At 64.8% G+C, this 12272-nt stretch carries 14 protein-coding genes; 7 read left to right on the top strand and 7 right to left on the bottom strand.

All coding sequences use genetic code 11. The annotated features are described in order from the left end of the window. Positions 1 to 98 precede the first annotated feature (98 nt). Positions 99 to 1004, top strand: coding sequence for an AraC family transcriptional regulator (locus tag ABMY26_RS34020; protein WP_372399868.1), 906 nt, complete (start codon positions 99 to 101; stop codon positions 1002 to 1004). Positions 1005 to 1050: 46 nt separating this feature from the next. On the opposite strand, the gene ABMY26_RS34015 is transcribed toward ABMY26_RS34020, so the two are convergent. Together ABMY26_RS34015 and ABMY26_RS34010 are read right to left on the bottom strand one after the other, a co-directional pair. Next, the gene (locus ABMY26_RS34015; protein ID WP_372399867.1) at positions 1051 to 1437 is read right to left on the bottom strand and encodes a VOC family protein; all 387 of its coding nucleotides are present in this window, start codon (positions 1435 to 1437) and stop codon (positions 1051 to 1053) included. A 100-nt stretch (positions 1438 to 1537) separates the two neighbouring features. Beyond that, positions 1538 to 2536, bottom strand: coding sequence for a trans-acting enoyl reductase family protein (locus ABMY26_RS34010; RefSeq protein WP_372399866.1), 999 nt, complete (start codon positions 2534 to 2536; stop codon positions 1538 to 1540). A 141-nt stretch (positions 2537 to 2677) separates the two neighbouring features. Here ABMY26_RS34010 and ABMY26_RS34005 point away from each other — a divergent pair, with 141 nt between their 5' ends. The 3 genes from ABMY26_RS34005 to ABMY26_RS33995 all read left to right on the top strand — a co-directional run bounded on the left by ABMY26_RS34005 (position 2678) and on the right by ABMY26_RS33995 (position 4819). After that, positions 2678 to 3559 carry an AraC family transcriptional regulator N-terminal domain-containing protein gene (locus ABMY26_RS34005; protein WP_372399865.1) on the top strand — a complete coding sequence of 294 codons (882 nt, stop codon included), beginning with the start codon at positions 2678 to 2680 and terminating at the stop codon, positions 3557 to 3559. Between the two features lie 105 nt (positions 3560 to 3664). Further along, positions 3665 to 4408 carry an SDR family NAD(P)-dependent oxidoreductase gene (locus ABMY26_RS34000; RefSeq protein WP_372399864.1) on the top strand — a complete coding sequence of 248 codons (744 nt, stop codon included), beginning with the start codon at positions 3665 to 3667 and terminating at the stop codon, positions 4406 to 4408. A gap of 9 nt (positions 4409 to 4417) precedes the next feature. Next, complete coding sequence (locus tag ABMY26_RS33995) at positions 4418 to 4819, top strand: VOC family protein (RefSeq protein ID WP_372399863.1); 402 nt, start codon at positions 4418 to 4420, stop codon at positions 4817 to 4819. 45 nt (positions 4820 to 4864) lie between these two features. Here ABMY26_RS33995 and ABMY26_RS33990 read toward each other — a convergent pair whose 3' ends face one another. Then, on the bottom strand, positions 4865 to 5722 hold the full coding sequence (locus ABMY26_RS33990) for a restriction endonuclease (RefSeq protein ID WP_372399862.1): 858 nt from the start codon (positions 5720 to 5722) through the stop codon (positions 4865 to 4867). Here ABMY26_RS33990 and ABMY26_RS33985 point away from each other — a divergent pair. Continuing rightward, entirely contained in the window at positions 5721 to 6038 is a 318-nt protein-coding gene (locus tag ABMY26_RS33985) for a hypothetical protein (protein ID WP_372399861.1), read from the top strand. The genes ABMY26_RS33990 and ABMY26_RS33985 overlap by 2 nt on opposite strands. A gap of 35 nt (positions 6039 to 6073) precedes the next feature. Here the strand turns inward: ABMY26_RS33985 and ABMY26_RS33980 are convergent, their stop codons facing one another. The 4 genes from ABMY26_RS33980 to ABMY26_RS33965 form a co-directional block, all read right to left on the bottom strand. Beyond that, entirely contained in the window at positions 6074 to 6208 is a 135-nt protein-coding gene (locus ABMY26_RS33980) for a hypothetical protein (RefSeq protein WP_372399860.1), read from the bottom strand. A 131-nt stretch (positions 6209 to 6339) separates the two neighbouring features. Beyond that, positions 6340 to 7023: a hypothetical protein gene (locus ABMY26_RS33975; RefSeq protein WP_372399859.1), complete on the bottom strand. Its 684-nt coding sequence runs from the start codon at positions 7021 to 7023 to the stop codon at positions 6340 to 6342. Positions 7024 to 7083: 60 nt separating this feature from the next. After that, the gene (locus ABMY26_RS33970) at positions 7084 to 9372 is read right to left on the bottom strand and encodes a Mov34/MPN/PAD-1 family protein (protein ID WP_372399858.1); all 2289 of its coding nucleotides are present in this window, start codon (positions 9370 to 9372) and stop codon (positions 7084 to 7086) included. After that, positions 9369 to 10541, bottom strand: a complete 1173-nt coding sequence (locus ABMY26_RS33965; protein ID WP_372399857.1) for a metallohydrolase — start codon at positions 10539 to 10541, stop codon at positions 9369 to 9371. The genes ABMY26_RS33970 and ABMY26_RS33965 overlap by 4 nt, the downstream gene beginning before the upstream one ends. Positions 10542 to 10863: 322 nt before the next feature. On the opposite strand from ABMY26_RS33965, the gene ABMY26_RS33960 reads away from it, so the two are divergent. After that, on the top strand, positions 10864 to 11040 hold the full coding sequence (locus tag ABMY26_RS33960) for a hypothetical protein (RefSeq protein ID WP_372399856.1): 177 nt from the start codon (positions 10864 to 10866) through the stop codon (positions 11038 to 11040). Positions 11041 to 11516: 476 nt separating this feature from the next. Then, positions 11517 to 12230 carry a hypothetical protein gene (locus tag ABMY26_RS33955; protein ID WP_372399855.1) on the top strand — a complete coding sequence of 238 codons (714 nt, stop codon included), beginning with the start codon at positions 11517 to 11519 and terminating at the stop codon, positions 12228 to 12230. Positions 12231 to 12272: the final 42 nt, after the last annotated feature.

Here is a 12272-nt window from a genome sequence, read left to right as displayed (position 1 = left end):
AACATGTTCCCGTCGATGAACTGATCAACCGACCATAGACGGTCACGCCCGGACTCCCTACCATCACAAGTCCAAGATTAGTTTTCAGGAGTCCGGAATTGAGCGATCCACTGGCACAGGTGGTCGGCCTGCTACAGCCACGGGCCTCCTTCTCGAAGATCGTTCAAGCGGCGGGTCCGTGGCGGGTCAGCCGCTCGGAAGCCGGGCGTCCCTTCTATTGCATGGTCCTGGACGGCTCATGCCGCCTGACGGTCCACGGAGGCGACCCCATCACCCTGGAGAAGGACGACTTCGTCCTGATCCCCGCTGCGTACGAGTTCTCCATGTCGAGCCTGGAGCCGATGGCCCCGGACGCCGACGACACCGTGCCGATCGAATTGGCCCCGGGCGAGTTCCTGCTCGGTCATGGAGACCGCCAGCCGGATGTCCGCAACCTCGTCGGATACTGCGCATTCGGTTCGACCGACGCCGCCCTTCTGGTCTCGCTTCTTCCGCAACTCATCCACATCCGCGGGGAAAAAAGGCTGACCGCGCTGGTGCAGCTGGTGAATGAGGAATCGCGTACGCACCGGCCTGCTCGGGACGTCGTTCTGGCGCGGCTGCTTGAGGTTCTGCTCATTGAGGCACTCCGCTCCTCGACGGGGGCGGGAGGGTCGCCAGGCCTGCTGCGGGGCCTCGGCGACGAGCGTGTCGCCGTTGCCCTGAGGCGGATCCACGAGCGTCCAACCTGGCCTTGGACGGTCGCGCAGTTGGCGAAGGAAGCGGCGCTCTCCCGGTCGGCGTTCTTCGACAGGTTCAGACGGACCGTGGGCATGACGCCAATGGACTATCTGCTCGACTGGCGCATGGCCTTGGCAAAGGACCTGCTGCGGCGACGGGAAGGAGGCATCGTGGACATCGCCGAGCGCGTGGGCTATGGTTCGGCGAGCGCCTTCAGCGTGGCCTTCGCCCGCCATGTCGGCGTATCGCCCACGGCGTATGCGCGCGGATTGAGCTCAGCATGAAGACCCCGTCGCTACGCGATGATGCCCCGGTCCTTCGGCGCCCTCGTCATTCAGCTTGGCAGACGCATTCGATGTTATTGCCGTCAGGATCGAGGATATAGGCAGCGTAATAGCTGGGATGATAGCGGGTCCGGATACCAGGTGCGCCGTTATCACGTCCGCCCGCAGCCAACGCAGCCACATGAAAGGCATCGACAACCGCACGATCGGCTGCGGTGAAAGCGATGTGAATGCCACCCGGTGTCGGCTCACCCCCACGGAGCCACAGGCACGGGTAGCCGTCGCGCCCGAGGCCGTGTCTGGGCGTACCGGCAGCGGACCGAGCGGCCGGGATGCTGATAACGCAGGCCACGCCCAGCGGCGCCAGGGCCGTTTCGTAGAACTGGCGCGACCGTTCCGGATCGGCCGCCGGGATCTCGATGTGATCGATCAACAAGCTCTCGTCCTCCAGGGCAAGGGCAGGGAGTTCACCGGCATCTCGGAGCAGGCAAGCCTGCGAGAGATAATGCGATGCGGGGTCGGAAAGACTGACCTCAAAGGATGATGCGGGTGCCGGGGATGAATTCGGCAAATCCTGGACCGAAGACCTGCGACGGCGTGGCGAAGCCCGGCGCCCGTGCGCCATTGAGCACGCGGAGGGCGGCCGCCGAGGCGGATAGCGGCGTGAAATCGTATCCGTTCACCGTCTCGATCCTGCCGGTGTGGACGCGGCCTTCGGCATCCGTCACCTCGACGACGGCTCGGGCTGGATGGGCGCGACGCTCCTCCTCCGAAGGCCCGTCGGGCAATGCCGACAGATCGCCAGTGGGAAAGGCGCCGTCCGGCACGTGTACGTACATCTTGATGTTGGGCGCCCCGGTCAGGTGCCAGGCCGTGACCAGGTCGCCGAAGGAGAGCGGCAGGCAGGACACCGCACCTTCACCGAAGTCGAAGGCGCGCGGAGCCGCGTCCGCTTTGTTGATCAGCCTTCCGTCCCGGCGCTCCAGCAGACCCTCAGCTGCGATCTCCCCCGCGCTGAAAGCCGAGCCGCGCGACATGCCACCCGCCACCTCCAGCGCGATACGGATATGGAGCGGCTTGCCCGAACGTGCCGCCAACCGGGCGACCAGCGCATCGGTCGGCACCACGTCCCATCCGACGCCGGGCATCAGCATGACGCCCGCCTGCGCGGCCGCCGGTGCCAGGCTGTCCGCCAACCGGTAGGTGCCGATCTCGGCGCTGATGTCGAGATAGTCCAGACCACAGGCGATCGCGGCCTGCATAAGGGGCTCAGCCGTCCTGATGAAGGGACCGGCACAGTTCAGAAGGACGGCAACCCCCGACAGGCTCTGCCGCAGATCATCGTCAGGCTGAAAAATGCGGGTCTCCAGGCCCAGTTCCCCGGCAAGTGCGTCGAGCCGGGTAAGGTCGCGACCGGCCAGAACGGGGTGTAGCCCGCGCATCACTGCGGCACGCGCCACCATGCGGCCGGTGTATCCCGATGCGCCGTAGATCATCACACGGCCGCGCAACGTTGGATTAGACTGGGTCATTCGGGGTCTCCTTGGTTCCCCGCCCAATCTATGGCCAACCGGCCGCCCCCGCCCCGCCATTGCTACCGGTTTCTTGCCCGATCCTGCTTTCCGTTGGACAAGGCATCTTGCGAGCCCGACACTCGCACAATGAGATACGAGATGGACGAACTGCTGCGCCTGACGCGGGGCGCCGAGAACCGGAAGACCGAAACCGGCATCCCGCGGGTGGCGATGGTTCAGGGGCCGGTCCCCGAGCACCAGCTGGCCGCCGTCTACGACCCGATGATCAACCTGATCCTGCAAGGGTCGAAGACCATGACCGTGGGCGATCGGGCCTTCCGCTACGACCCGGCAACCTACTTCGTGATGTCCATCGACCTTCCGGCCGTCGGCGCGGTGCATCCGGCGGCGGACGGCAGTCCCTACCGTGCCGTCTCGCTTCTTCTCGAGCCGCAGAGGATCGCCGCCCTGCTGGCCGACCTCCCATCGCCTCCGATGTCGAGTTCGTCCAGCGGGATGGCTGTGGGCGAGGTCACACCGGAGCTTCTGGACGCCTGGACACGGCTCCTTCGGCTGATGGAGTCCCCGCAGGACATTCCCGCCCTGGCCCCGGCCTACGAGCGCGAGATCCTCTACCGCGTCCTGACCGGCCGGATGGGATGGATGCTGCGCGACATCGCCACGCCCGACACGACGCTGGCGCGGGTCAACCAAGCGATCCAGTGGCTGCGGGCGCATTACCGTGAACCCGTTTCCATCCAGGAACTGGCCGACCGGGCCGCGATGTCGGTTTCGGCCTTCCATCGCCGCTTCAAGGCGGTGACCGCCCTCAGCCCGCTGCAATTCCAAAAGCGCATCCGCCTGCTCCAGGCACGGATGCTGCTGGTCTCCGGCGCGGGCAACGCCACCTCCGTCGCCTTCGAGGTCGGGTACGAAAGCGCCACCCAATTCAGCCGTGAATACACTCGCTTTTTCGGCGCTCCGCCCGCACGCGACGCGGCGCGCGTGCTGAACGAGCTTCGGGCACGCGAGGCTGCCTGACCTGGTGCAGGCAGAATTGGGCAACAATCGGGGAGGAATGCCCCAAGCCTTCGGCGACTGCGACCGCTATTCCAAGGGCATCGAGATGCTCATGGGAGACGACGGATGCAGATAACCATCATCACCGGCGGGAGCCGGGGAATCGGCCGGGCGACAGCGCGGGCCATGGCGGAGCAGGGTAACGGGATCATCCTGACCTACAATGCGAACGCGGAGGCCGCCGAGGCGGCCGTAGCCGAGATCGCCGCGGTTGGCGGGCAGGCGGTGGCGCTGCCGCTGGACGTCTCCCGGACGCAGACCTTTGGAGCGTTCCGGCAGACCGTCGAGGCCGCGCTGGAAGGCACCTTCGAGCAAGACGGTTTCGACATTCTGGTCAACAATGCCGGATACGGGCTCTTCGCCCCGATCGAAACGGTGAACGAAGCTCAGTTCGACGGGCTGTTCGGCGTCCACCTCAAGGGACCGTTCTTCCTGACGCAGGCGCTGTTGCCGCTTATGAGGACGGGTGGGCAGATCCTGAACATCTGCTCCGCCACTTCGCGGGTGGCTACGGCGGGAGTGGCGCCCTATGCCGCGTTCAAGGGCGGCCTCGAGGTGCTGACGCGCTACATGGCGAAGGAGTTCGGGCCGCGCGGGCTGCGCGCCAATGCGGTGGCGCCCGGCGCGATCCGAACGGAACTCGGCGGCGGCATCGGGCCGGAGTTCGAGGCGCTGCTCGCTGGACAGACCGCGCTTGGCCGGATCGGCGAAGCGGATGAGGTCGGTCGCATGATCGCCTCCCTGGCCTCGCCTGCGATGGGCTGGGTCAACGCCCAGACCATCGAGGTCGGTGGCGGCTACTGCATCTGAGGCATCGGCATGCTCGACCACATCTTCCTGACCGTCGGCGACCTGGACCGCTCCGTCGCCTTCTACGAGGCGGTGCTGCCCCACCTCGGCATCGGGGTCCGGCACGACTACGACGGGAAGGACGGCCCACCGGGCCATCCCGACCTGAAGGGATTCGGCGCGGGCGGCCGGGTCTTCTTCTGGCTGCGGCAGGGTATGCCTGCGCCCGGCGCCCTCCATATGGGCTTCGTCGCCCATTCCGAAGCCGAGGTGAATGCGGCTCATGCGGCCGCGCTGGCCGCCGGAGCGAAGGAGATCCATCAGCCGGGAGCCCAGCCTCATTACGACCCGCGCTATTACGCCGCGCAGGTTCGCGATCCCGACGGCTACAGCCTGGAGTTCGTGTTCAAGGATTGGCAGCACGCCGGTTAGCGTTAGACACGAGAAGCTGCGTGCTGATGCCGAACACAAGAACCTCTACACCGCCCCGAACACCTCGGGATGAACTGAGACCACCTCAACCTGCCGGGTCGACACACCGATCCTGAGGTCCTTGAGCAGATCGCATAGCCCTTCGCCATCGATGAGTTCGACCGGCGGAGCGCCATCCCGGGTGGCCTCACGGCGGGCGTCGCTGGTGAACCGGCCCGTGGTGATGAACAGCCCTTTATCAGTGCGGCCAACCATGGCGCCTCGGAAATCCCGGATCTCCCCGGCTGTGACAGAGCCCTGATAGCGTTTGCACTGGAACAGAACCTGGAAGCTGATCAGGGTGAGGCGGAGGACTCCGATGCCATCAATACCACCGTCCCCCGACTTACCTTTGACCTCGACCTTCACGAAGCCGGATTCCCGAAGGATCCGCTGAGCCAAGCGCTCAAAGGCGGCCGGGCTCATGGTGAGCAGAACACCCAAAAGCTGCGTCTTCCAATCGGCGTTAACCTCAGCCTCGACTTCCTGAACAATGGCCGCGGGAACGTCCGCAACTGGGTTTGCGATGTCGTCCTGCTCGCTCGACGCGACCAGAGCCTTGGCCTTCTTCGCCGCCTGCATGGCGCGCACCTTGGAAGGGATCTGCTTCACCTGCTCAGGCGTGAGCCCGCGGCCGATCGGCGTCAGCGCCCACACCCCATGGGAAGTCCTCTCGATCGCTCCGTACATCCTCAGGTACGTCCGAGCCCATGCCGACCGGTATGGGACCTCGTTGGTCGAGGAGGTTGGCCTGCGGTAGTTCAGGACCTCGTCCGACAGGTCCATGAGCTTCGCGATCTCCGCGTTGAGCTCGTCCGCCCTAGCCGACCCGCCCAGATTTTCGAGCGCCTGGAGCGTTGGCATGATGATCTCGTGGAAGATTGGCAGCCTCTCGGGTGTGTTCGCCGGAGAGGAGGCAGGTGCGCTGGTTTCAGACATGCGGACCGGATCGTTGGTCATTTACGAGGTGATGCTCACACAGCCGTATAGGCGCGTCTACGAGGCCCATATGGAGACCCGCAACGACGCGACGGCCGAGGCTATCGCGACCAACATCTTCCAGGAACGTGATGAAGTCGATGCCGTTCATGAACGCCAGCCTGGCCATATCGAGGCTGGAGTTCCTTGTGGTTCCAACGCGGCCGTGTATGCCCCCCCTCGGGAGCGTCGTCCAAGATGAGCTTCAGCTTCGATAGGACCAGCTTCATTTTTGTCTTATGCTTCCTCACTATCGCCGTCATCCGGTTCCGCCCCCGTCCCGTCCCATGGCATCTGCAACGCCAGGAAGAACCCGGCCACGCGCTCCGGCTCCAGCGCTCCCTTCGCCCGGTTGGCTGCCCAGGTGATCATCTGAGGGTTTTCCCACCGCACAGCGCAGGTCCACTAGTGTACGGTGGGCTGCATTGCACTAGACCAGATGCGGCGCGATCACCCCAGACAGCAGTTGCGGTCAGCCAGTCAACACGTGTTGAGGAGCCTTATTAGCCATTCGCGGATTCTGTTGCTGACCCCTGGGGCTGGGGAGTAGGAACCTCCGGGAGCCGCAGGAACTCCCGGCACATAGCCCTGGCGTAATGCACCCCAAAGCGGTGCATTCGAGATAGGGCCAGCCCGAACAGCACCAGAGCAACAAGGGTGACCCGCCAAGACGTGGGCGCCAGCACGAGATTGGTGACCGCCACCACCAGCAACCCAGCTGCGATGCCGCGGTTCAACCCGTAGTTGGCGTTGAATATCTCCGCTCGGCCATCGGCTTTGGAGGCGCGGACGTCCGCTGTCATCTGCATGAAGACCTGATGCCATTCCCCTGGAGCCATCCCGCAGATCGTGGGGATGGGAAGACCGAGACGGGAGCCGATCAGCCGCTCCAGCTTCTCGGCCTGCGAAGGCGCGATGACCGTCTGCCCGGCCTTGGCGATCCACACCGACGGCATCCCGCCGAACGGCTTCCAATAGAGCGTCTCCAGGGCGTTGCCGACGGCCGCCACCAAATGACCGGCGACATAGGACACCGTCACGAACAGACCGAAGTCCCCGAGGCCGAAGCCGTCGCGCAGGAACATCGCCTTGAGCTCCGGGGAGACGAAGAACAGTCCGAACAGGACGGTGGTGCCGGGGATGACGATCCCGACCTGCTCGTACAGGGAGAGCGTGGATGGCTTCATTTCGTTCAGCAGCCTTTGGTTGTTCCTTCGTGGCGCGGCGCCTCCGCCTCGCGGGACTCCTCAGCCTCCGGGGACGACGAGCGCGGAGTAGCCGCCCGGACGTCTGATCAGCACCACCATGGCTCTGTGCCCCCGGCCTTCGAGCGACCGCGCGGTCTTCCGGTCCGTCGGCGAAGGCCCCTGGTCGGCGAGGTGGCTGTGCCATGTCCCGAGGCACCACAGCGCTCCGGCGGCACCGGCCTCGTAGTCGGCCAGGAGCCCGTCGCGCCCCTCCACCCCCAGGACGAATTGAGCCGCTGACCTGATGCTGTCAGGCGGCGCCTCCAACACGTCGGTGACATGCACGACGCGGCGCACCGGGGACACCCGGCCAACGATGAGTCCGCCGGTCTCGACATGCGGATAGCGCGCGACGTCGTCCATGATCTTCCGGTGGGCGCGGTCGAGCACCCGGACCGTCCAGGTCGGGTCGTCCGCGACCGCGACGACGTGGGTGGGCCCTGCCTCCGTCCGCGACCACCCGACCGACATCCCGTCCTCGCCGGTCCTGCCGATGAGGAGTTCGCCGCACCCCGGTAGGTCTCCGGCGAGCAACCCGAGCGTCTTCTCCGCCACAGCCGCCGCGTGCATCGACAGCCTGCCGTCCGTCATCGTCACGGTGACGGACGAGCATCCCTGTCCGATCGGGACGGTCCGCGCGGTATGGGCAGCCCCTATGGCCCCCTTCAGCGTGCCATCACCCCTCATCTCCTCGTAGGTCAGGGCCATGAGGTCGAGCGTGTTCGGGTTCCGGTCCGGTCCTTCCAGCGAGAAGAACCCGACTCGTCCCTCGTCCAGCAAGGCCGCCTCGGCCACACGCGGCACAATCCCTGGGGCGACGGCCAAGTAATCACGCACGACGTAAGACGCCGTGGCGTTGATCACCAACTTTGTGCCGTCGGGAAACAAAGTCCCGAAATCCTTCTGGCGAGGCGATAGCGTCGTGATGTCGGCGGACACTGTGTCCGGCTTGGCACCGAACGGGGCGAGCTCCTTCGCAAGGGCGACGTCCTTGAACGGCGCGATGAACTCCTTCCCATGCGGTCCGGTCGGCAGCAGGCCGTGTCGCGCCATATGGTGGGGGTCGAGCACGCCCTTGTCGACCAGCGCCGACGGAACGAACGAGGCCCTGGATAGGTGGACGGCGATCTTCGACCCGAGGCTTCCACACCCGACCATAGTGTATCTTGGCCGCGGGATATCCGTCGGCAAACCCGACATGGAGCGCAGGAGAGGCTCTGTGATCGCGTGACGCTGCGAGACGGTGAAGACCTTTGTGGCGTCGCCGTCCGGATAGAAGCCCGGCGTGACGATGTTGAACCGGTAGGCGATGATCTCGATGTTGGACCCCGTTCCGATCACGGGATACGGCCTGCGCACGCACAGGATCACGAAGAGCGGGTAGTCGAACCTCCGAGTGTTCTCTTTCGCCCGTGCGCATTCCGCGATCCAGCGGAGGGCGCTCCGCAGGTAATCCCCGCAGCCGTACGAGTCCGCCCGGGCGAGCAGGTCGCCGACGGTGGTCACCGAATCCGGCATGTAGACGTTGCACACGCGCGGCTCGCCGGATGGCATCTTGTCCGCCCAGCAGACCACGGACAAGGTCGTCCCCGACAGGAAGACATCGTCCGAGCGAGCGTCGAAGATCCGGGTGAAATTCTTCCTGGTCGGGGTGATTGTCGTGCGCCCGACGGATCCCCACGCCATGTCGTACTGGACTTCTGAGCCGATGTACCGAATGAAGCCAGTCGGGAGCCGCTCGAACCCGCCCTTGGCGCGGACAAGCCCTGCGATGTGCGGGATGTCGAAGGCCAGCGAATCTTCGGCGGACTCCCGCCGGATCGGTTCCCAACCCTGGGCCGGGTTGATGAGTTCGTCCCGCCCGGCCTTCCGTATCCAGTCGGCCGTTTGGTCGAGGATGGCGACGAACCCGCGGCTGTGGAACACCTCGGCCAAGCTGCCGTACACGACGCACGGCGGCACGGGGGCTCCGGGGATGTGCGGGTTAACGTGAGGGAGGGCGCTGTTGAAATCCGGGCGCAACGTCACGACCGGGGCGGCGTGCGGGAATCCGGGAGGGAGATCGAAGAATGCAGTTTCGACGGGGCGAACCCCGGACGGGCTTGCACCCGCACCCATGAAGCGCGACGGAAGCTCGGCGTCGAAGTCCGCCTCGATGACGTACGAGGAACCCCGGAGGGTCAACCGAGCCTCAACGACGGACCGGTGTCCGAGCGCCGCAGCGAGCGCATCGGCAACCGGCGGCGGCACTGGATCGCCACCGGTCACCTGGGTTACAGACGCCGTCATTCTCGCCCGTGGAACAGCGGCTGGGAGCCAATGGATAACGCGCCTTCCGACGCTGGGATGGCCGACTTCTTGGAGACGGCCCGGAGTGCGGGGCCGTTCGCGGTCACGCCGAACTCCATCGGTACAGGGCCGTTCTTGTCCTTATGGTCGGCGGTATTGACGAACTTCCCTCCGACACCCTTAAGGATGGACTCGTACTCGGTCTTAGCGCGAATGCACGGCGGATCGCTGTTGTCGTCGCTGATCTCCTTGCTGCTGGCGACGATGTAGGCACCGCTGCGCGTCTGTCCGAGAGCTTTGCGGGCGTCCTTGGAAACCTCCGCGTCCTTGCCCTTCTTGCTCCAGCTGTCCCAGGACAAGGAATGCCAGGAGCAATGATGGGGCGTCTGGAGTAGGTCGTACTGGAGGTTTCCAACCGCTTTCTTGTTGTCTCGCCACAGCCGTTCCCAGATCGCGACCTCCGCGTCGCCGCCCGTCAGGAAGAGGCAGGCGTCCTTCGTCTCCTCGTGTGCAATGGAGAACCGCGTGATCACGCTCGAATGGTTCTTGACCTTCTTGTCCTCCTCCTCCGCGTCTTCAGACTTCGGCATCGGGGCAAGCACTAGGGCGCTGACGGTGCTATCGGTGCTGCCGTTCACCGTCGGGATTGTCTCACCTGGCTTGACCAGGATTGAGGTCAGGTCGTCGGTCTTCCCGTCCTCGTCCTCGCCCATGATCAGGATGCGACAGCCATCGCCGATTTCCTTGCCGTCGCGGACCAGCTGGACGCGACGCTTGGCCTCCTTGTTCCAGGCTTTGGCGTCTTCGCACAGGGTGTGGTTCTTCGACGCGCGTCGGAAGACCATCGGTGACGACCACATCTCACGGATGACGATCTTCTTCGCCTGGCCGTCTTGGGGTTTCTTGTAGTCGGCGAGTGGGCCGAGATGGAAATGCTCCACCAGCCCACGGCAGTGGTCCTGATCAGGGTGGCTGAGCAGCATGACGTCGACGTAGGGATATCCCTTCGCGTCGGTGTCCAAACGGTCGCGCAGATCCTTGGCGACATCACGAACGCCGTCCGTCACTGCGCGAATGTTGATGTCGATAAGGATCGTCCGGCCGCTCTCCAGTTGGATGAGCGTCATGTCACCGCAATCGACTGGGAAGAAAGTGATGGTGGCGGCCAAAGCGTCCTCCGGGGATTGTAGATTCGGATTCCTTGCTAGCCCACCCATGAGGGTGTGGAATACCGACGCACGCTATAGAAGATAAATAATAATACATAGACAAGAAAAATGATTAGCGAAAATTCATTGTTGTACGAATGATAGAACCGAGTGCTGACATACCAACACTGGGTGCATAATGTCTTTGCATGATCCGTGGCACCCATGACTTGTCGCCAAGCCAGACTCCACATGCACTGGGTTTGGCCTTCACGGTCCAGCGTCCGATGGGCCGCTGGTAATCGGCGATCTGCGGCATCCACTTCCGAACCGGGGAACCTTCATGAAGACGCTGATCTCGCTCGACGATGTCGAGTCCATCAAGCGCGAACTCTTCCAGATCCTGCCGGACGTCAAGTCGTCCCACCGTGTCGAGGCCATGGCGCGCGGCCTCGGTTGGGGCAGCCGCCGCCTTGCGTGCCGAGTTGGCGGCCGGTCCGCTGACGCGGTCGCCCGATAACCGGGCGTTCTCGGAATACCTGAAGGAACACGGCTTCCCGACCGCTAGGTACGACGCCCTTGAGGAGCCCGTGGTGCGGTGCAAGTTCGCCGAGGCGCGCTCAGCGGTCGAGGCCATCATGACCGCCGAGCCGAACCTGTCGATGAACGGCTACTGCACGGACGAATTCGGGAAGAGCCGACAGGAGAGACAAGGAGTTTCGGGGCCTACCTCGACATGGTCGGCGACATGGGACTCCATCCCCAGCATGGCTCTGATGCGCCCCCGGGCTTCGTCCTGGGCACGGCGCCCGGGAGCAAGGAGGTCCGCGTCCAGCCTGTACTCACGGTCGATCATGTAGTCGAAGTCGCTTGCTGGCATGGTGGAGACCGGCAGTACGCGGGTCGGCAGGTGGGACGACAGATCGCCCTCGATTTCCCGCGAGCCCGGAATATCATGCTCGCTCACAGACCAGCATCATCGAGGTAATGGTCGGCATGGCGGAGATCGGAAACGGCTACGGCAGCGAATGCCACCTTCTGCGCTTCATGGGCCGTCACCGCAGCCTGCTGAACGCTTCCGTCCTGGATGTCACGGGAGGCAGCGAGATCGAGTGGCTCGACGCGCCCTTCGACGGGAGCCGGACCTGGTTGGATGGCGAATGGAAGGGCGTGGACTTCCTGCCCGACGATGACCCGGCCCGTCCGGCTTGGGCGAGGGTCTGGCCTCGGCGGGGCAACCCACCCAACTGGGATGCCGTTGGCCGGGTGACGGTGGAAGGCCGCCGTGAATGGCTGCTGGTAGAGGCAAAAGCCAACATCGAGGAGATGCGCAGTTCCTGCAAGGCGAGCCCGCAGGGCGGTCGCCCACTCATCGAGCGGACCCTGAACCGGACCAAGGAAGCGCTGGGAGTGGCGCCGGAGCGCGATTGGCTCAACGGGCATTACCAGTTCTGCAACCGCATCGCCGTGCTGCACTTCCTGATGGAGTACGGGCACCCTGCCCGGCTGCTCTTCCTGTACTTCACCGGCGACCGCTCCGGACCAAGCCGGACCTGCCCGGCGAACGCCGACGAGTGGGCCGGGGCGCTGGCAGCGCTGGCGGCCCATGTCGGCCTGCCCGAACATCATCCCCTGGAAGGTCGCGTGCACAAGCTGATGCTCGACGTCACCGGGGAAGTCGCCGCATCCAAGGCTGGTGTCACTGCTTGAATGGAGCATCCGGCAAGAGCTCGGACGAACAACTCCAACCTC

It is taken from the genome of Azospirillum sp. HJ39, assembly GCF_041507355.1.
Classification (GTDB): domain Bacteria; phylum Pseudomonadota; class Alphaproteobacteria; order Azospirillales; family Azospirillaceae; genus Azospirillum; species Azospirillum thiophilum.
This window is presented reverse-complemented; position numbering and strand designations above follow the sequence as displayed.

What these genes read in the sequence shown, in the direction of transcription:
- ABMY26_RS33990 (WP_372399862.1), bottom strand. Translation starts at nt 5,722, where the DNA reads ATGCCAACGCTCCAGGCGCTCGAAAATCTGGGCGGGTCGGCTAGGGCG.
- ABMY26_RS34010 (WP_372399866.1), bottom strand. Translation starts at nt 2,536, where the DNA reads ATGACCCAGTCTAATCCAACGTTGCGCGGCCGTGTGATGATCTACGGC.
- ABMY26_RS33995 (WP_372399863.1), top strand. Translation starts at nt 4,418, where the DNA reads ATGCTCGACCACATCTTCCTGACCGTCGGCGACCTGGACCGCTCCGTC.
- ABMY26_RS34005 (WP_372399865.1), top strand. Translation starts at nt 2,678, where the DNA reads ATGGACGAACTGCTGCGCCTGACGCGGGGCGCCGAGAACCGGAAGACC.
- ABMY26_RS33975 (WP_372399859.1), bottom strand. Translation starts at nt 7,023, where the DNA reads ATGAAGCCATCCACGCTCTCCCTGTACGAGCAGGTCGGGATCGTCATC.
- ABMY26_RS33960 (WP_372399856.1), top strand. Translation starts at nt 10,864, where the DNA reads ATGAAGACGCTGATCTCGCTCGACGATGTCGAGTCCATCAAGCGCGAA.
- ABMY26_RS33970 (WP_372399858.1), bottom strand. Translation starts at nt 9,372, where the DNA reads ATGACGGCGTCTGTAACCCAGGTGACCGGTGGCGATCCAGTGCCGCCG.
- ABMY26_RS33955 (WP_372399855.1), top strand. Translation starts at nt 11,517, where the DNA reads ATGGCGGAGATCGGAAACGGCTACGGCAGCGAATGCCACCTTCTGCGC.
- ABMY26_RS33980 (WP_372399860.1), bottom strand. Translation starts at nt 6,208, where the DNA reads ATGATCACCTGGGCAGCCAACCGGGCGAAGGGAGCGCTGGAGCCGGAG.
- ABMY26_RS33985 (WP_372399861.1), top strand. Translation starts at nt 5,721, where the DNA reads ATGATGATCTCGTGGAAGATTGGCAGCCTCTCGGGTGTGTTCGCCGGA.
- ABMY26_RS34000 (WP_372399864.1), top strand. Translation starts at nt 3,665, where the DNA reads ATGCAGATAACCATCATCACCGGCGGGAGCCGGGGAATCGGCCGGGCG.